This is a genomic window from Streptomyces sp. BK022 (assembly GCF_004217355.1).
Classification (GTDB): domain Bacteria; phylum Actinomycetota; class Actinomycetes; order Streptomycetales; family Streptomycetaceae; genus Streptomyces; species Streptomyces griseoluteus.
The window spans coordinates 786,547-803,802 of sequence record NZ_SHKU01000001.1; the positions used below are offsets into that span (position 1 = coordinate 786,547).

Sequence of the window (17,256 nt, forward strand, 5' to 3'; positions counted from 1 at the left end):
CCGACCGCGCACGGCGCCACGCCGGCCACGGCCGAGCCGATGGTGCGCGCCGAGGGTGTGCGCAAGAGCTTCGGCCGCCTGGAGGTGCTCAAGGGCATCGACCTGACCGTGGGACCCGGTCAGGTGTGCTGCCTGCTCGGCCCCTCCGGATCAGGCAAGTCGACCTTCCTGCGCTGCGTCAACCACCTCGAGAAGATCGACGGCGGCCGCCTCACCGTGTCCGGAGTGCCCGTCGGCTACCGCGAACGCGGCGGGAACCTGTACGAACTGCGCGAACGCGAGGTGGCCGAGCACCGGCGCTCGATCGGCATGGTGTTCCAGCGCTTCAACCTCTTCCCGCATCTGACCGCCCTGGAGAACGTGACCGAGGCGCCCGTACGGGTGGCACGTCGTCAGCGAGCCCAGGTCCGCGAGGAGGCGATGGAGCTCCTGGACCGCGTGGGCCTCGCCGACCGGGCGCGGCATCACCCCGCCCAGTTGTCCGGCGGTCAGCAACAGCGTGTGGCCATCGCCCGGGCACTGGCCATGAAGCCGCAGCTCATGCTGTTCGACGAGCCGACCTCCGCGCTCGATCCGGAGCTGGTGGGTGACGTGCTGGACGTCATGCGGTCCCTCGCCGAGGACGGCATGACCATGGTGGTGGTCACCCATGAGATCGGCTTCGCCCGCGAGGTCGCCGACACCGCCGTCTTCATGGACGACGGAGTCGTGGTGGAAGCGGGTCATCCGCGGGACGTACTGACGCGCCCTCAGCGGGAGCGCACCCGTGCCTTCCTGTCGAAGGTCCTGTGAGCGCCCCGGTCGCCGGCCGTCCCACCGCGGACGGCCTCGTGGCGCACACCCGCACCTCCCTGCCCCGCTATCTCGACGAACTCGCCCAGCTGGTCGCGGTGGACTCCGGCTCGTACAGCGCCGACGGCGTCAACCGCGTCGCCGACTGGGTCGAGGGCCGCATGCACGGGCTCGGCTTCACCGTGGAGCGGCTGTCCGGTGGGACGCTGCCCACGGGGCAGGCCGCCGGAGACGTGCTCGTGGCACGCCGGGCGGGCGCGCTCGCGCACGTGGACGGCGCGCGCCGGGTTCTCCTGGCCGGCCACATGGACACCGTGTTCGACGACGGGACCGCGGCGGCGCGTCCCTTCGCCGTGCGGGGCGGTCACGCGTACGGCCCCGGCGTCAGCGACGACAAGGGCGGGCTCCTCGCCGGCATACATGCCATCGACGCGCTCGACGCGCTCGGCTGGGACCAGTACGCCGAACTCGTCCTGCTGGCGACGCCCGACGAGGAGATCGGGTCACCGGTGAGCCGCCCGGTGACCGAGGCCGCCGCGGCCGAGGCCGACTGCGCGCTCGCGCTGGAGTGCGCGCGGGAGAACGGTGACCTGGTCGTCGCACGCAAGGGCGTCGCCGATCTCCGCGTCACGGTCACCGGCCGCGCCGCGCACGCCGGGATCGAACCGGAGCGGGGCGCCCACGCCGCCCTGGCCGCGGCCCACCTCGTGGTCGCTCTCCAGGCCCTGAACGGCCGGTTCCCGGACGCGAGCGTCAACGTCGGCGTGCTGCGGTCCGGTTCACGGCCCAACATCGTGCCCGCCGAGGCGGAGCTGCACGTCGAGATCCGGTCGTCGAGCGCACACGGCCTCGACGAGTGCCGCAGGGCGGTCGAGGACCTGGCCCGTACCCCGTCGGTTCCCGGCACCCGCACGGTGGTGGAGGTCGCCGACGTGTGCCCGCCCATGGAGGACACGGCACCGGTCCGCCGCCTCGCCGAGACGGCCCTCGGGGTCGCAGCCGCGCTCGGGCTGCGGGTCGGTGCGGCCGCGACCGGCGGCGTGGGGGACGCGAACATCATCGCCGGGACCGGTACCCCGGTCCTGGACGGACTCGGCCCCGTGGGCGGCGGGGACCACGGCCCCGACGAGTGGTTGGACGTGTCCTCGGTTCCCGCCCGCGTCGCCCTCCTGGCCGCCCTGATCACCGAGGTCGGCGACACCCACGACGGCCCGCGCCTGTGACCCGACCGCACGTGCGGCCGGCCCAGCCCACCCCTCTCCCAAGGAGCACACCGCGATTGAGCACACCTTCGAAGCACCGTCCGCCGCACGGCGTCCGCCGCATCCTCGGCGCGGCCGGTATCGCCGTCTGCCTCGGCGTGATCGGCGCGAACCCGGCCCCCGCCGCCCCGTCCGGTACGGCGCCCTCGCACCACGGTCCCGGCTCCCTCGTCCTGGTCGGCGGGGGCCTCAAGGACGACAACACGCAGGTGTACGGGGAGATCGTCCGCCGCGCGGGCGGCCCAGGACACGCTCGCATCGGCATCCTGACCGCGGCGTCCGTGCCCGCCAGCCGGGACCCGGACGCGGGCGACCCCGAGAAGTGCAGCAACTCCGAGTGCAACGGCGCCTATTACGCCGATCTCTTCCGGCGCCACGGAGCCGGGGACGCCCAGTGGATCCCGGTGGACCTGGACCACGTCGCCAACGCCGACTCCGACGCGGTGGTCAGGCAGATCGACTCGATGACCGGGTTCTTCTTCGGCGGCGGTGACCAGTACCGGTACGTCACCACGCTGCTGCACGGCGCACGGCACACCGACTCCAAGGTGCTCGCCGCGATCCGCGCCAAGCTGACCGAGGGCGCCGTGGTCTCCGGCTCCAGCGCCGGCGCCCAGATCGCCTCCGGCCCCGACATGGTCACCGGAGGCGATTCCTATCCCGCGCTGCGGGACGGCAGCAGACCCGGGTACTTCGACGACCCGGCCGTCCTCGGCTATCTGCCCCGCGGTGGATTCGGCTTCCTGCGCTCGGGTCTGCTCGACACCCACACCGGGACCACGGGCCGCGAGGGACGTGCGCTGCGCCTGGCCGCCGACACGGGCCACGACCTCGTCTACGCCCTCGACGAGGACACGGCCCTCGTCGTCGACCGTCCGGGCAGCGGACACGAGCGGGTGGGTGTCATCGGCAGCCAGGGCGTCAGCGTCCTGAACCTCTCCGCCGCCCGAGCGGGAGAAGGGCCGGCGGGCTGGCACCTGCACAACGCCCGCTACAGCTATCTGACATCAGGAGACAGCTACGACCCCGCTACAGGCACCGTGGCCAGTCCGGGCAAGGACCGGCTGGTCCCGGACTCGCACGGAGCGGTGCCGCTCAACACGGACGTCTTCCACTCCGCCGCCAACGCCGCGGGCAGGCCGTACAGCCTGCGCACCACGGCCCGCGCACTGGCTGCCTCCACGCGTCGCACCGCCACCGCGACCACCTTCGAGAGCGGCCCCCGGTTCACCGTCACCCTGACCGAACCCCGTGGTTTCCGCCCGCTCAGCGCGGACGGCACCACGCCGCAGACGCTGCTGGACCTGCGCCTGGACATCGACTCCGACGCCGGCACCGGCTGACCCGGCGAGGCGCACGACGCTAGTCTCGACGCACCGCTCACCCCGCAAAGGAACGTTCCATGGCCAAGGGCACCCTCGCCGACCAGATCCGCCACCAGCTGGGGGAACTCAGCCCCGCGGAGCGCCGGGTCGGCAGGGTGCTCCTCGCCGACTACCCCGCCGCCGGTTTCGAGACGGTGGCCGTCGTGGCCGAACGGGCCCGCGTCAGCGCCCCGACGGTGCTGCGGTTCGTGGGCCGCTTCGGATTCCGGGGCTTTCCCGACTTCCAGTCCGGCCTGCGCGCGGAGCTCGAGGAGCGCAGCGCCTCTCCGCTGTCCCTGTACGAGTCGTCGGGCCGGGCCGCGAGCGAGCAGGAACGTGAGGAGAGCCTGCTGGATCAGGGCCGTCGGGTCTTCACGGCGGCACTCGCGCAGACCTACGACGAACTGCCGCCGCACGACCTGGAGCGCGCCGTCGAACTGCTCGGCGACCCGAAACGACGGATCACGCTCACCGGCGGCCGCTTCACCGCCCACCTCGCCCAGTACCTGGCACTTCACCTGATGCAGCTGCGCGACGGTGTCTCGGTGCTGTCCGAGCGCGCCGTCGAGCGGACCGCGGCCATGACGAGCTGGGGACGCCGTGACGTCCTGGTCGTCTTCGACTACCGGCGCTACGAGCCGGACAAGGCGGCGCTCGCCCAGCTGCTCCACGAACGGGGCGGCCGGGTCGTCCTCTTCACCGACCCCTGGCTGTCGCCCGTCGCCGCCCACTCCGAGGTGGTGCTGGCCGCCCAGGTGTCCGCCCCCTCCCCGTACGACAGCCTGGTGCCGACCATGGCTGTGATCGAGACGGTAGTGGCGGGCCTGGTGCAGACCCTCGGCGAGGAGGCCCACGCCCGCCTGAAGGAAGGCGAACGGCTGGCGCGGGCCACGGGTCTGCTCGCCTAGGCCGGGTCTTGTGATCGGAAGACGCTGAGCTGCTCGCGGCAGCCTCGGCCGGAGGGGGGCCCACCCTCAGCGCGCGTCGAGTGCCCGGACGCGCCCCCTGGTTCACGCCTCGTGCGCTCCTGCGGACGGATACGCGAGCTGCCACCATCAACGCGGGCGGACGGCAACCGCCTTCGGCCGCGTGCACGGAGTGAGCCCTGCGCGAGTGGGTGGGGGAGCGACCGGCACGTGGGCTGATGCGAGGGCCTCCGTGGGGGCTGTCACAAGGGGGACGTATGACGCGAAGATGGCTGGTCACGGGGTGCTCCACGGGACTGGGACGGGCTGTGGTGGAGGCCGCCGCGCGTGCGGGGGACCTGGTGGTCGCGACGGCCCGCCGGCCCGCCGTGCTGGAGGAACTGGCGTCCCGGTTCCCGGACCGGGTGACGACCCTCGCCCTCGACGTGTGCGATCCCGCGCGGTGCGAGGCTGCCGTGGAGCACGCGGTCGACCGCTTCGGCGGGGTGGACGTGCTGGTGAACAACGCGGGAGCGGGCCTGTTCGGGGCCGTGGAGGAGGTGACGGACGACGAGCTGCGGGCACAGCTGGAGATCCTCACGGTGGCTCCGTGGCGACTCGCCCGGCTGGTGCTCCCGCTGATGCGCGCGCAGGGCTCGGGCCACATCGTCAACGTCTCCTCGCTCGCCGGACGCACGGGGTTCCCGGGGCTGTCCGCGTACGTGGCGGGCAAGTACGCCCTGGAGGGCATGAGCCAGGTGCTCGCGGCGGAGGCCGCACCGTTCGGCATCCGGGTGAGCGCGGTCGAGCCCGGCGGCTTCGCCACCCGTTACGGTGCCGCCCTGACCGAGGCCGTGACGCGTATCCCGGCGTACGAGGGCATCACGCGGGACATGCGCTCGGGCCTGCGGGACATGGAGGACAACCCCGCGCTGGGCCGGCCCGAGGATTTCGCCGCTCTGCTGCTGCGCCTGGTGGCAGCGGACTCCGCACCCGTGCGGGTGCCGGTCGGGGCCGACGCGTTCGCTTTCCTGGAACTGGTCGAGGAGGCCGCCCGCAAGGAACTGGAGACCGCCCGGACCCTCGTGACGGGCGCCCCCGAGCCGCCGGTGACGGCCGCCGTGCCGGGGCCGGTGAGGTAAGGGCCTCCGCGGTGTAGGTCCCGGCCTGGGCTCACCATGGTGTGCGCCGTACCGCCCCCGCCTGGTCGGCCGGCTCGGCACCGCCCGCACGGCACGGGCCACCGTGGTCGGCCGGCACTGCGAAGCGGGCGACGTCCTGGCGGCGGACGCGGCACTCCCCGCCGACATCCGCCCCGGCGACCTGCTCGCCGTGCCGGTCGCCGGCGCCTAGCACCTCTCCATGGCATCCGACTACAACATGGTGGGCCGCCCGGCGACCAGCAGCCCGGCGAACACGAGGGGGGCGGCTGTCTGGTACCCCATCCAGACCTCACCCCCAGCACCGCTGCCCTGCCACGCCATCAGGAGGCCGACCACGGCTGCCAGTACCCAGCCGATGTCGTAGGCCACCATGAGCTGCGTGTAAGTGCGCATCGACCGGCGGCGCGAGTATCCGAGTTCGACGCCGCCGCCGATCAGCAGGGCCAGCCCCGAGACGACCATCAGCCAGGGTGCCGTGCCGAGCAACCGACCCAGCGGGGCAGCGCCGGCGATGCAGACCACGGCGAGCAACACCTTGAAGGCGCCATCGGCGAGGGCACCTATCGTCCGGCGGTTCACCCGCGACGCCGCAACCTGGGCCATGAGCATCCTCCTTGAAGACTCGTCATGACTTTTCTCGTAACGAGATTACGGCAATAATCAAGCTATGAGAATGACGAGAGCGGAGAGCAAGGAACGCAACCGGCGGGCCTTGCTGGACGCCGCGTTCCAGGTCGTTTCCCGGGACGGGCACCGTGCCAGGCTCGACGAGATCGCCGATCGCGCCGGTCTGACCACGGGCGCCGTCTACTCACTGTTCGGGAGCAAGAACGGCCTGGTGGTCGCCCTCGTGGCCGACTACCTGCGGCCGCACTACGAGGAGGTCGAGCGCGCGGTCCCCGCTGGACTGGATCTGCTTGAAGCGGTGGACGCCTTTGCGCGGTACTACCGGCGTAGCTGTGACGGTCCCGACGCGCTGTCTCGCCTGTCGCTCCAGATCACCCTGCTGGACATGGCCCTCCACGACCCAGAGCTGGGGTCCCGGCTCGCCACGTCCATCCGGTCGCAGGAGAACCATCTGATCGCGCTGTTCACAGGAAGGGTCCACGACGGAGGGCTTGTGACGTCGCGTCAGGCAGAGCGTCTGACCACCGCTCTCAGGGCGCTGCTCGTCGGCCTCGGCCAGGGCGTCCCCCTCGGCCTGGCCCCTGGTGCCGACGAGGAGTACTTCGCCGCCACCGCTCGCGCCCTGGTGTCCGGCCTGTCCCTCATCGATCACGACGCGCACCCTTCGTGACGGCGCCGCGGAAGAACTGGTGGCCACGACGAGTGCGATCCGACGTGCCGCGGCTTCAGGGGCCTGTGATCGTGCTGGGCGGGCGTCCGGCTGAGGGACCGTCCGGGCCCGGCGCAGGTGCCCTCGGTCTGGAGTGAGGACAAGCGTCTCGGCGCACGGCTCCGGCCTGACACCGGGACCCGCCAATGTCCGAACGAGGTCGCACGCCCCTCCATGCCCTCCATGCTCGGACTCAGTCGTCGCCGGCCCGGTCGATGGCTGTGCGCAACAACTCGGCCATCGATCTTCCCGCCACCCGCAGCGGTGCCGGGTCGCGGGCGGCCCGGCTGAGCATGAAAGCCCCCTCCAGCATCATGACCGTCGAGTACGCGAGGGACCGTGCCGTCTCCGGTTCAGTCACCCAGTGCCCGAACCACCCCGTCGCCGCGCCGACCCACTCCTCGAAGACCTCCGCCGTCGCGATCCGCAACACCTCATTGCTGCTCGCGACCTCCAGGGCCACCGTCCCGATCGGGCACGCGTCGGCGTAGTCGGCCGCCGCAAGGTCGTCCGCGGCCGCTTCGAATGCGTGCACGAGGGACTCCGCCGGGTCCGGCACGCTGCCCAGCAGATCCAGGACCAGTCGTCCGTACGCTGGTCCGGACGTTCGGATCATGTGCTCGGCCAGTTGCTGCTTCCCGCCGGGGAAGAAGTGGTAGATCGACCCGAACGGTGCGTCCGCCTCCGCCGCGATGCGCTTCAGGCCGGTGGCCGCGTAACCGTGCCGACGGAACAGTGTCGCGGCGGCGCCCTGGATCCTGGCTCGCGTGTCCGGCTTTCCCATTGCCTTCCACCCCCTTCCTCCGACAAGATTACAGTAGAACGATCTATCAAGTCGGGGGTGGAAGTGTCGAGGATCGTGCTGTCGTCCGGACCGATCGACTACCAGGACACCGGCGGTGAGGGGCCGGTGCTGGTGTTCGGCCACGGTCTGCCGATGAACGAGACCCAGTGGCGCAAGGTGGTCCCGTTGCTGGACGGATACCGCTGCGTCCTGCCCACGCTGCCTCTGGGCGGTCACCGTCAGCCGATGAACCCGGATGCCGACCTGTCTCAGCGCGGTGTCGCCCGGCTCCTGGGCGAGTTCATCGAGAGACTCGGTCTGGACCAGGTGACGCTCGTCCTCAACGACTGGGGCGGGGGCCAGTTCCTGGTGTCGGAAGGGCGGGACCAGCGGATCGCGCGCCTGGTGCTGGTGGCATGCGAGGCCTTCGACAACTTTCCTCCGGGGCCGGCCAAGGCATTGGCACAGGTGAGCAGGGTTCCCGGCGGCGTCTGGCTCCTGACGCGGCTCATGCGCGTTCCCGCTTTCCGCCACCACCGGGGCGGATACGGCGGGATGAGCCTGCGGGGGGTTCCCGACGAGATCCTGGACGACTGGTTCGCTCCCGCCACCCGCAGCGGAGCCATCCGCAGGGACTTCGCCAAATTCGCCACCGGGGCACCTGGGCGCAAGACCTTGCTCGCCTGGAGCGAGCGACTGCGGGCCTTCGACCGCCCGGTACTGGTCGTCTGGGCGACCGAGGACCGGCTGATGCCGCGTGAGCACGGCCCCCGGCTGGCCGAGCTGTACCCGCAGGGCCGGCTGGTCGAGATCGCCGACTCCTCCACCCTCATCCCCGAGGACCAGCCGGAACGGCTCGCCGGCGTGCTCACCGACTTCCTGATCCAGACCGGAGCGGATCCGGTCCGGCACGTCCGGTGAGTGCGGGGGCGGCGGGCGGAACCGACTCTGCCCACGTGGAGCAGGGAGGCAAGTCCCCGGACCTCGTTCGCGGGCGCCCCCCACGACATGGCCGGCGCTCAGGAGGAGTACTTCGGCCCGGTGGCCACGGTGATCCCGTTCGGCATGGACGAGCGCACGGGAGCACGTGGAGAGCCACCCGCACCCGAAGGCCGTGTCCACGAACCTGCCGCAGGTCGTGGTTGCCGTCCCGGACCTCCTGGCGCGACACGGGTACAGGGTCAGTTCTGCGCGGCGGCCAGGTGCCGGGTGAAGAAGGGGACGGCTTCGGCGACGGCCTGGTCGACGTATTTGAGGACGTCGTAGAAGTCCATGTGGGTGCCGCCCTCGACGACGCGGAGGGTCCTCTTCGGCGGCCCCGTGCTCCACTTGGCCACCACGGCCTGGTTCTACCGCGCCAGCGCCCAGGGAGCCTGGACCCCACGCCTCTTCGCCTCCGGCGCCCTGATCGTCGTAGGGTTCGCGGCCGTCTGGTTGCCCCCGCTGGCATATCTCGGCCTGGTCGACGCCATTCTCGTCGTGACGGCGGCCGTACTGGCCCGCGCACAGCAGGAGTTGGGGGGTGCCGGGAACTGAGCCGAGACCGCTCCGGGAACTCCAGTCGATGAGTTTCCGGGGTGCTGGCCGAAGTAGTTGTGGGCGTAGAACCGCTGGTGGGAGCAGGTGAGCATCGGCAGCAGCGCCCCAAAAGAATACTTAGCGTGCCGAAACCGGTCTAATCAGTCACTCTGCGTATACGGTCAAGGCGGACTCGTCCCCCCACCTTGGAGATGTCGTGGCACGCTTCCGTAACCGTCTCGCTCTGCTCGGCTCTGCCGCGGCCCTCACCGCCGGAGCCGTTCTGCCCTCGCAGCTCGTCGGCGCCCCGCACGCCTCCGCTGCGGATGAGCGCCAGTGGGTCGCCTTGGGTGACTCCTACACCGCCGGAGTCATCCGGGCCGCCGGCCATACCTTCGAAATCCCGCGCGACGGCTGCGAGCGCACCGACCGGTCCTACCCCCAGGTCATCGACCGCGACCTCGGCGGCCTCTTCGAGCTGACCAACGTCAGCTGCGGCGCCGCCACCATCGACAACGTCACCTCCACGCCCCAGGCGCCGATCGGCCGTCACCTGCCGCCCTTCTCCGAGGACCCCGACTACCCCTTCCCCGCCGTACCCCCGCAGTCCGTAGCCGTGGGCCCCGACACCGACGTCATCACCGTCGGCGCGGGCGGAAACACCCTCGGCTTCGCCGACCTCCTCACCAAGTGCCAACAGCTGGGCGGTGAAAGCGGCGACGAGGGCACACCGTGCAAGGACGCCCTTGCCGCCGGCATCCCGGCCCGGCTGAAGAAGGTGCGCCAGGACTACGATCAGATGCTCACCGTGCTCCACGAGCGCGCCTCCAAGGCGAAGATCCTGGCCGTCGGCTACCCCACGATCGTCCCCAGTGACGTCTCCAAGTGCGGCTACGGCGACCTGACGAAGTTCGGCACGATCACCCCGGGCGACCTGACCTGGCTGCGCGAAGACGTCCTGGAGCCCCTCAACAAGGCCATCGGCGACTCGACCGGCACCCAGGATGTCGCCGACTTCGTCGACCTCTACGCCTCGTCCCGGAACCACAGCGTCTGCGATGACGCCAAGTGGGTCGAAGGCATCGTCACCCTCCCCGACCAGCTGTCCTTCGTGCACCCCAACGCTCTCGGCCACCGCAACGCCGCCGACCACGTGGAAGAAGCGATGCTGAACGCCATCAGCTGAGCCGGTGCCGACCGCTCCCCTCGGGGTGATCCCGCAGGACTGGCGACCGGCTGTCATCGCTGCCGCCGGGCCGGACCGGGCAGGGGGGCGGTGCTCGGGGCTTCCGGCGGCGTCGGCCCATGCGTGACGAGGTGCCGACGCCGCCGGCCTCGGGGCACCCGTGTACGAGCTGCTGCGTGACCTCGATGGGCTCGTCATCCATTACGCAGCGAGCTGGTCCCCGGCGAGGTAGTAGGCCGGCGTCAGCTCGTCGACGAGGGTCTCGGGTGCGGGCGTGAGCAGAGTGGGGCTCATGGAGTCTCCTGTGCCGGCTGGCCGGTGGGACGGCACTGGGAGACGCCCGCAGTCCTGGGACTGTGCAGGCTCACAAGGGGGCTCACAACTCGCAAACCGCTGCCTGTGTACGTGCGTTGGGCCTACTCTGCTGCTCCCGGCGTCGGGCAGTCTGAACCCGGTGCCCTCCCTCATCGCCCGTGCGCTGGCCGAACGTCTCGGTCGGCCGCTCGATGCCGCCGAGATCGGCATGAGCACCGTGCGAGAGAACGCCGAGGATCTGCGGTTGGATTTCGCGCGAGACACCGCCGGAGCCGTGCGTAATGCCGTCACTTTCTGGAGCACTGTGGAACACCTGGGCCGTCGCCGCTTCCTCAGCCGCGCCTTCGCCGTCGGCGCCTACGGTGCCCCAGTCACCCGTTGGCTCGGGGTGCCCGTCGACTCCGGCGCAGCGCACCACGGCACCCAGCGCGTCGGACGGGAGGATCTGGCCGAGCTATGGCAGGCCGCACAGGAGGCGCAGCGCCGGGACTCCAAATACGGCGGCGGCAACTGGCGATCCTGCTCGGTCACCCGATGCCTCGCACGCCGGGCCACCCCTCTCCTGCACGGCTCCTACAGCGACGAGATCGGACGTGGCCTGTTCTCCGTGACCGCTGAACTCGCCCGAGTCGCGGGCTGGAGCGCCGTCGACACCGGCCACCACGACATCGCCCAGCGGCACTTCATACAAGCGCTGCGCATGGCCAAGGCAGGCGGCGCCGTGGACATCGGCTGCCATGTCATGGCCAACATGGCTCTGCAAACCCTGCTGCGTGGCTACCCGGACGAGGCCGTCGACATGGTTCAGGGTGCCTACGACCGGTCGCGTGGACGCGCGGGGCACCGGGTCCTGGGATTCGCCAAGCTGGTCGAGGCCCGCGCGCAGGCCAAGGCAGGCGAGGCCAGGGCTGCGGCCGCCGCGCTCGGCGCCTCTGAACGCTGCCTTGAGCAGGCGGAGACAGACACCGAGGAGCCGGCCTGGATTCGGTACTTCACGCACGCCCGGCTCTCCGCCGACGCCGTCGAAGTCCACCGGGATCTTCGGAATCCCGGTGCGGCCTGGCGCTGGAACACCCAGGCGGCCGCCATGTCTCCCGCCGACTTCGCACGCTCCGTCGGCCTGCGCCTGACCGTCCTCGCCACCACCCACCTCCAGGAGGGCAACCTCGACCAGGGCCTCGTCCTCGGGAACCGGGCCATCGACACCCTCGGCCGCGTGGCCTCCGCGCGTGCTCTGGACTACGTCGCCGATGTCACGGCCGCCCTCGCTCCCTGGAACCGGGAGCGTGCCGTCGCCGACCTCCTCCATCGCGCACGCACTGAACTCACGCTAGCGAGTCAGGACTTAGAGGTTGTCTCACGTGGTGGTGCAGCTACTCGACCGCACTCGTGAGAAATGTGTGGAACTCAGCGGCGAGGGTTCGCATGTCCTCGCCGGCCGCATGAACGGTGGTGGTCTCGAAGTGCCACTCCTCGGACGGAGGCCGGTCGTGGATGCCCCACGTCAGGTGGACATAACCGCCCGAGCGGTGTTCCGCCGACATCGTCAGGTCGCGTTCCAGGGAGCGCCAGGTGCGCGCTCCTTCCCAGCCGCGGAAGTCCTCGGCCAGTGAGGAGAGGAAGGCGTCGAGGCCATCACCCTCCCACGTCCGCACCAGGGTCTCGACGCTCACCCATTGCCCGCGAGCTCTCACGAGGAAGTCGAGTGTGGGGTCGTCCCCGAAGGGTCTTGCCGGCTCGGAGAAGAGCAGGTGGACCGGTCGTGGGCCGGAGTCTCCTACACGTACCGCGGGGCTACCTTCGATCATTCGAGCAGATTAGAAGTCGCGGGACTCGACGACCAGTTCTTATCGCCACGCAGCCCCGGGCACGGGCCCAGGCGCCGTCTGGGGCATGATCGTCCGCTGGGCTGTGGCTGTGGTTCTTGCGCGAGAACTGGTCCCCGATGGGCTGTGGCAGACAGTCGCCCCGCTGATACCGCCCTTCAGGCCCAGACAGCAGGGCGGCGGGACGATGCCGGTGGCGGACCGGAATGTGGTCACGGCGGTGGTGTACGTGTTGACCAGTGGTTGCGCACGGCGGTACCTGCCGCCGACGTTCGACACCTCGCCAGCCACCGCGCACCGCCGGCTCGCCGCGTGAACCAAGGCCGGCCTGCGGCGTCGGCTGCACCGAGCGGCCCAGGGCGGCCACTTCCTCGCCTTCCGGGGACTAGCCGCAGCTCTCACCTGCTACAAGAAACGCGCAAAACTCACCACGTGGGACACCCTCTAAAGCCCCGATTTCGTCGAGGACCACCCGGCGCAGCCTGGCCCACACCTGGCCGCCGCTCTAACGGGGGAGCGGCGATTGGCGTTGGGCCAGGCTGGTCCGAACACCGGAGGCAACTGCCGCCAGATGCAACCCGAGGTGGCTGCGAAGATGATCGCCGCCAGACATGCACGTTCTCCAACTCGTCGGCGGCCGCCGCCCTGCGGGCGTAAGACCTCCGTCGGCGGGACCACCCGCCGGAACGGCGACCACCACTCGTCTGGCACCAGCCGCTCGACCAGCTGCGTCATGTGCGGTTCAACGAGAGATCGCACCATCAGAAGCGACGTCTCAGGCGGGTGGAGGCGCTCCCTCAGGCCCGGAAGTCCGCCGGGCGTTCCGGGGACGCCTCGGCCAGGGCCTTGCGGACCGCCTCCACACCTGCCTGCAGGCCGTAGACCGGGGTGCCCGGCTGCTGGCGCCAGGAGTCGGTGATGCCGCCGGCGTCGACCGTGTCGAAGCCCAGTTCCTCGATCAGGGCCCGGACGGTCCGCTTGGCCGCCTCGTCGTCGCCGGCGACCGGGAGGGCGAGGCGGTCAGGGTCGCCCGCCGGGCGGGGGCGGTCCAGGATGTCCTGGGCGTAGGTGCCGTTGAACGCCTTGATCACCGGGTGGCCGAGGTGCCGCTCGGTCCAGCGGCTCTCGGTGAGACCCTCGTCCTCGATGGCCGCGATCCGGCCGTCCCGCTGCGGGTAGTAGTTGCCGGTGTCGATCACCGCGGCGCCCTCGGCCGCGCCGTCCAGCAGGCCGTCGGGCAGTAGCGGGACCGCCTTCAGCGGGACGGTGACGACCACGACCTGGGCGCCCTTGGCCGCGTCCTCGGCCTGGACCGGGGTCGCGCCGGTCTCCTCGGCCAGTTCGCGGAGCGTCTCGGGGCCGCGGGAGTTGGCGACGGCGACGTCGTGCCCGAGGGCGGTGAGCCGCCGGGTGAGGTTGCCGCCGATGTTCCCCGCGCCGATGATGCCGATCTTCATGGCTGACCCTCCGGATGTTCATGCGTGTGCATGCGTCTGTCACCGAGGTAAACCTCACCGGGCCGGGCCCTATTCCAGCTGCTGCGCCGAGCGGGTGACGGCGCACAGTCCGGGCCCGTACTGTGCGCCGGCCGGGAGGGGGGAGCAACGGCCGGGTGCCGACGCGGCCCTCACCCCCGTTCGCGCGGCAGCTCCGGCACCGATCGGGTCCCGCACCATGTCTCGCACATTCGCCGGGGGCCCTATCTTGATCGGGTTCCTATAGCGGCGGATCTTGCCGGTGCATGGTCAACGGGGCGCTCGGCGGATTCAGCCAGCCGGCGTCACGACCACGGGACAGTAGACCCTCGCCCGCGTTCTGCCCTCAGCGAGCAAGCCTGACGGTCACCGGCACGTTCGGGCACTCCTCCAGTACGTCGCCTAGCGCCGCCCGCTCAGCGCCGTCCAGCCACGTGCTTGGGTCCTGGTCCGCCTTGGAGCGCTTGCCCGTAGCTGACACCGCGATGAGGGCGCGGCCGTCTTCGAGATCGTTCGCGTACGCCGGTATCGCCGAGGGTGTGTTCGGCGGCCGAGGCGGTGTGGATGACGCGCTGCCTTCACGGCAACGACGGATGCGAGCATGACCGGCCTGGCCCGCACCGTCATTGGTGATGTCGAAGCAGCCGCCCGGTATAGCTCTGGTCTAGTCCGTGTGTTCCTCGCGACGCCACCGGTTCCAGAGCGGTCGCCGCGCCGGCTCCCTCCAGAAGGTCGGGATCACTGACGTGATCAACCTCGACTTCGAGCGTTAGCAGCCGCACCCGCACAGCTCGCGATCCCCCGACAGTCAGCAGGCCGGGGCTCGCTCGCGTATCCGCGGGGCGGGCGGACGCTCGTGCGCGAGAGCCGTGCCCAACGACGGCTGCCTCCACCGGTCACCATGCGAAGCGAATCTCTGTGGTCCGTTGCCCAGTTGAGGCATGTCGGGGTGGGTGATGATGTGCCGACGGGTCTGGATCTGAGCAACTACGAGCTCCGCTGGCCCGCGACGCTGTTCGCGTCCGAGGGAGAGCGTGTCCTGCGGTCCTGGAACCGGTGGTGGGAGGAGCAGGCGGTCCGGCTGTTGACGGAGGCATTGGTCGGCACCATGGCCGCCGCCGACTTCGAGGACCTGTCCAACCATCCCGCCACCTCAGACGACCCGTGAGCCAGCACGACCTCCGGCTGGGGAAACGCGGCGGGACAGACAAGCGTGACTGGCTGACAGAACTCGTCAGCCGCGCTGCCGAACTGCGCCGCGCAGCCGAGCCGCGACCCTACTGGCCACAGCGGCAAGGGCGCGGCCTCTCGCGCGACGGCAGCACCGTGCGGGACACCCGACGCGACTTCGAGCGGGTCATCAGCGACTCCACCGACAACGGCCACCTGGTGGAGGTCTTCGACGAGCTGTGCGTCGACGCGTGCCGGTGTCCGAGCACGGACTGCCGTGGTCTCAGGAGAAGATGACGGAGCGCACAAGCAGGCGGTCGGAGGCGCCGGTGCCGGACGGCAGGACGTAGTAGGTATCGCCTTCGCAGTCGGCGTCGAGGAAGACGGTGGCCGTCGCGTTCGTGTGGTTCTTCGGGGCCCGGGAGGCGGAGTCGGGGTCGGCCGCCGGGGGTGTGAGGTTGATGCACTGGCCGCTGGCGGGGTTGTTCAGGAAGCCGACGGCCTCGTACCCGTCCACGGTGGTGTAGGAGTAGCGGAACTGGCCTCCAGCGGCGTTGGCCGAGCCGGGCACGGCTACGAGCAGAACCGCTGCGCTGACGGCAGCGCCGGCAGCCAGGGTGAGAGAGCGAAGGGACATGGGGAGGGTCCTTTCCCGGTCGTTCGTCTGGTCGCCGCCAAAGATGCCCCGGCCCTCCGGGAACTGAACACGACCTCCCTCGATCGAGGGCTGTCGAATCGATTCCTCTCGGGCAGACGGCCCATCCGCCCCATACGGTGCCGTCACCTCACCGGCCGTCAGGCGTGCCCATTCCCAGCCCGATTTACCCCGATGGAGGGAACGGCTTCGCTGGCACAACATGGTGACGGCGGCCCGCTCGTGATCATCTCCGCGTCGACGGAGCAAGCCGCTCGCCCACGACTCCATCGTCCTCCGGGCCGGTGGGCGGGACCAACGCGTGTGGGGGCGGTTCAGTCGGGGACAGGATCGGCATCCGGACTGGAAGGAGCAGCACAACGCCTCACCGTCCGGGCCCAGGTTGGGCACGCCTTGGCCCGGATGAAGAATCGGAAGATCCTGCGGGACTGCCGCCTGAAGGGTGACGGTGTCTATTGGGCCACCAACTGCGTCGCCCACATGCACAACCTCACCCTCAGCCGAGCCTGATCGACTTCACGAGACAAGCTTTAGAGGCGGTAGGTGACAAAGTCGGTTACAGGGCGAAAACCCAGGCGCTGGTAGATCGCGTTGCTGGTGGCGTTGGCGAGGTCCGTGAAGAGGAGAACATCGGCCGCGCCGCCGACGAGGGCGGCCTGTGCCGCCGCGGCAGTGACCGCGCTCCCGTATCCGCGCCCACGAAGGTGGATCGGCGTGTAGACGGGTGCTATCCGGACTTGGCCGGCGACGAGGCGCGAGGAACCAACCATGGCGACGGGCTCGCCTCCGTCGTTCTCCCATAGGGTGACCCCGCCGTAGGCGAGGCGTCCGTCCGCCCAGACGCCGAAATCGCGCCGGTCGGGCTCGCCGATCGCAGTGGCGTACTCCTGGGCCCAGCGCACGAGGAGATCTCGGTCCCCCCGATCAGCGACCCGCGCCCGGCCTGCGGGCATCGGAGCGGGGGCAGTAAGAGTGCCTAGGTTGTAGAGACGTTCGCGGCGGTGCTCCACGACGGTGTCTCCGGTGCGCTGTCGCCAGGCGGTCACGAGCGCCTCGACGCTCTTACGATCACCGGAAAAGCCGTGCGGGTTCTCTCCTTCGTCCGCCAGGCGGGCAGCCAAAGCCGCGGCTCCGGACTCGGACAACGGTGAGACGACCAACCCGTGTTGCTGCGTGTGTACAAACGCAGCCAGCGTCTGACCGTCTTGAGCGAGCGTGCCGAAGAGCGGTGCTCCGGGCCCAGGCGGCACCGGTCCTGCTTGACGAAGCGCTTCAGTCACTGTCAGTAGCACCGTGTGCACTGTCGGACGTGAACGGAGGAATGTCTCTACGCGGCCGAGGAAAGCGTCCAGATCTCGGCTGAAGTGCCAGGGTTCGAAAGTTGCCACAACCCATCATGGCGCGTTGGGTAAACCACCACCACAGCCCGATCGTTGAGGCGCCCCCAAGTTCTCACACGACCGGCCGGATCACATTGGTCATGCCCGAGCATGACACATCGACAA

Annotated in this window: 17 protein-coding genes and 4 pseudogenes; 13 read left to right on the top strand and 8 right to left on the bottom strand. The window is 70.4% G+C overall.

What is annotated here, in order from left to right:
• Positions 1 to 39 precede the first annotated feature (39 nt).
• The 6 genes and pseudogenes from EV284_RS03540 to EV284_RS03565 all read left to right on the top strand — a co-directional run.
• On the top strand, positions 40 to 792 hold the full coding sequence (locus EV284_RS03540) for an amino acid ABC transporter ATP-binding protein (RefSeq protein WP_130331039.1): 753 nt from the start codon (positions 40 to 42) through the stop codon (positions 790 to 792).
• Positions 789 to 2,015, top strand: a complete 1,227-nt coding sequence (locus EV284_RS03545; protein ID WP_130330127.1) for a M20/M25/M40 family metallo-hydrolase — start codon at positions 789 to 791, stop codon at positions 2,013 to 2,015. Before EV284_RS03540 ends, EV284_RS03545 begins: the two co-directional genes overlap by 4 nt.
• Before the next feature lie 56 nt (positions 2,016 to 2,071).
• Positions 2,072 to 3,397, top strand: coding sequence for a cyanophycinase (locus EV284_RS03550; protein ID WP_130330129.1), 1,326 nt, complete (start codon positions 2,072 to 2,074; stop codon positions 3,395 to 3,397).
• 59 nt (positions 3,398 to 3,456) lie between these two features.
• Positions 3,457 to 4,326 carry a MurR/RpiR family transcriptional regulator gene (locus EV284_RS03555; protein ID WP_130330131.1) on the top strand — a complete coding sequence of 290 codons (870 nt, stop codon included), beginning with the start codon at positions 3,457 to 3,459 and terminating at the stop codon, positions 4,324 to 4,326.
• 275 nt (positions 4,327 to 4,601) lie between these two features.
• Entirely contained in the window at positions 4,602 to 5,465 is an 864-nt protein-coding gene (locus EV284_RS03560) for an SDR family oxidoreductase (RefSeq protein ID WP_130330133.1), read from the top strand.
• 49 nt (positions 5,466 to 5,514) lie between these two features.
• Positions 5,515 to 5,673, top strand: a pseudogene (locus EV284_RS03565) (diaminopimelate decarboxylase); the annotation flags it as partial.
• 23 nt (positions 5,674 to 5,696) lie between these two features.
• On the opposite strand, the gene EV284_RS03570 reads toward EV284_RS03565, so the two are convergent.
• Positions 5,697 to 6,089, bottom strand: coding sequence for a hypothetical protein (locus EV284_RS03570; RefSeq protein WP_207228897.1), 393 nt, complete (start codon positions 6,087 to 6,089; stop codon positions 5,697 to 5,699).
• Positions 6,090 to 6,159: 70 nt separating this feature from the next.
• On the opposite strand from EV284_RS03570, the gene EV284_RS03575 reads away from it, so the two are divergent.
• Positions 6,160 to 6,783 carry a TetR/AcrR family transcriptional regulator gene (locus EV284_RS03575; RefSeq protein ID WP_130331043.1) on the top strand — a complete coding sequence of 208 codons (624 nt, stop codon included), beginning with the start codon at positions 6,160 to 6,162 and terminating at the stop codon, positions 6,781 to 6,783.
• A 232-nt stretch (positions 6,784 to 7,015) separates the two neighbouring features.
• On the opposite strand, the gene EV284_RS03580 is transcribed toward EV284_RS03575, so the two are convergent.
• Positions 7,016 to 7,606, bottom strand: coding sequence for a TetR/AcrR family transcriptional regulator (locus EV284_RS03580; protein WP_130330135.1), 591 nt, complete (start codon positions 7,604 to 7,606; stop codon positions 7,016 to 7,018).
• 63 nt (positions 7,607 to 7,669) lie between these two features.
• On the opposite strand from EV284_RS03580, the gene EV284_RS03585 reads away from it, so the two are divergent.
• Positions 7,670 to 8,527, top strand: coding sequence for an alpha/beta hydrolase (locus tag EV284_RS03585; protein WP_130331045.1), 858 nt, complete (start codon positions 7,670 to 7,672; stop codon positions 8,525 to 8,527).
• A gap of 260 nt (positions 8,528 to 8,787) precedes the next feature.
• Here EV284_RS03585 and EV284_RS03590 read toward each other — a convergent pair whose 3' ends face one another.
• Positions 8,788 to 8,946 (bottom strand): hypothetical protein, encoded by a 159-nt coding sequence (locus EV284_RS03590; RefSeq protein ID WP_242625546.1) that lies wholly within the window; start codon positions 8,944 to 8,946, stop codon positions 8,788 to 8,790.
• On the opposite strand from EV284_RS03590, the gene EV284_RS03595 reads away from it, so the two are divergent.
• The 3 genes from EV284_RS03595 to EV284_RS03605 all read left to right on the top strand — a co-directional run bounded on the left by EV284_RS03595 (position 8,936) and on the right by EV284_RS03605 (position 12,018).
• Entirely contained in the window at positions 8,936 to 9,142 is a 207-nt protein-coding gene (locus EV284_RS03595) for a hypothetical protein (protein ID WP_130330137.1), read from the top strand. The genes EV284_RS03590 and EV284_RS03595 overlap by 11 nt on opposite strands.
• Before the next feature lie 199 nt (positions 9,143 to 9,341).
• Positions 9,342 to 10,310: an SGNH/GDSL hydrolase family protein gene (locus EV284_RS03600; protein WP_130330139.1), complete on the top strand. Its 969-nt coding sequence runs from the start codon at positions 9,342 to 9,344 to the stop codon at positions 10,308 to 10,310.
• Positions 10,311 to 10,764: 454 nt separating this feature from the next.
• Positions 10,765 to 12,018, top strand: coding sequence for a sporulation protein (locus EV284_RS03605; protein WP_242625547.1), 1,254 nt, complete (start codon positions 10,765 to 10,767; stop codon positions 12,016 to 12,018).
• Here EV284_RS03605 and EV284_RS03610 read toward each other — a convergent pair.
• From EV284_RS03610 to EV284_RS03625, 3 genes and pseudogenes are all read right to left on the bottom strand, one after another.
• A complete protein-coding gene (locus tag EV284_RS03610; protein WP_347402176.1) occupies positions 11,999 to 12,376 on the bottom strand; it encodes a DUF6228 family protein in 378 nt (125 codons plus the stop codon). The genes EV284_RS03605 and EV284_RS03610 overlap by 20 nt on opposite strands.
• A 583-nt stretch (positions 12,377 to 12,959) precedes the next feature.
• Positions 12,960 to 13,186 (bottom strand): annotated as a pseudogene (locus tag EV284_RS03620) (transposase); the annotation flags it as partial.
• Between the two features lie 62 nt (positions 13,187 to 13,248).
• On the bottom strand, positions 13,249 to 13,908 hold the full coding sequence (locus EV284_RS03625; RefSeq protein ID WP_130330147.1) for an NAD(P)-binding domain-containing protein: 660 nt from the start codon (positions 13,906 to 13,908) through the stop codon (positions 13,249 to 13,251).
• A 967-nt stretch (positions 13,909 to 14,875) separates the two neighbouring features.
• Between EV284_RS03625 and EV284_RS33650 the strand changes: the two are divergent.
• A pseudogene (locus EV284_RS33650) lies at positions 14,876 to 15,345 on the top strand (hypothetical protein); the annotation flags it as partial.
• 34 nt (positions 15,346 to 15,379) lie between these two features.
• Here the strand turns inward: EV284_RS33650 and EV284_RS03645 are convergent.
• Positions 15,380 to 15,733, bottom strand: a complete 354-nt coding sequence (locus EV284_RS03645) for a hypothetical protein (RefSeq protein WP_207228898.1) — start codon at positions 15,731 to 15,733, stop codon at positions 15,380 to 15,382.
• 337 nt (positions 15,734 to 16,070) lie between these two features.
• Between EV284_RS03645 and EV284_RS33080 the strand changes: the two are divergent.
• Positions 16,071 to 16,261, top strand: a pseudogene (locus EV284_RS33080) (IS5/IS1182 family transposase); the annotation flags it as partial.
• A gap of 20 nt (positions 16,262 to 16,281) precedes the next feature.
• On the opposite strand, the gene EV284_RS03655 reads toward EV284_RS33080, so the two are convergent.
• A complete protein-coding gene (locus tag EV284_RS03655; RefSeq protein ID WP_347402170.1) occupies positions 16,282 to 16,872 on the bottom strand; it encodes a GNAT family N-acetyltransferase in 591 nt (196 codons plus the stop codon).
• Positions 16,873 to 17,256 lie beyond the last annotated feature (384 nt).

Bases quoted from the DNA above. Each gene is read 5' to 3' on its own strand.
- EV284_RS03540 (WP_130331039.1), top strand. From the start codon at position 40: ATGGTGCGCGCCGAGGGTGTGCGCAAGAGCTTCGGCCGCCTGGAGGTG.
- EV284_RS03555 (WP_130330131.1), top strand. From the start codon at position 3,457: ATGGCCAAGGGCACCCTCGCCGACCAGATCCGCCACCAGCTGGGGGAA.
- EV284_RS03560 (WP_130330133.1), top strand. From the start codon at position 4,602: ATGACGCGAAGATGGCTGGTCACGGGGTGCTCCACGGGACTGGGACGG.
- EV284_RS03570 (WP_207228897.1), bottom strand. From the start codon at position 6,089: ATGGCCCAGGTTGCGGCGTCGCGGGTGAACCGCCGGACGATAGGTGCC.
- EV284_RS03575 (WP_130331043.1), top strand. From the start codon at position 6,160: ATGACGAGAGCGGAGAGCAAGGAACGCAACCGGCGGGCCTTGCTGGAC.
- EV284_RS03580 (WP_130330135.1), bottom strand. From the start codon at position 7,606: ATGGGAAAGCCGGACACGCGAGCCAGGATCCAGGGCGCCGCCGCGACA.
- EV284_RS03625 (WP_130330147.1), bottom strand. From the start codon at position 13,908: ATGAAGATCGGCATCATCGGCGCGGGGAACATCGGCGGCAACCTCACC.
- EV284_RS03645 (WP_207228898.1), bottom strand. From the start codon at position 15,733: ATGTCCCTTCGCTCTCTCACCCTGGCTGCCGGCGCTGCCGTCAGCGCA.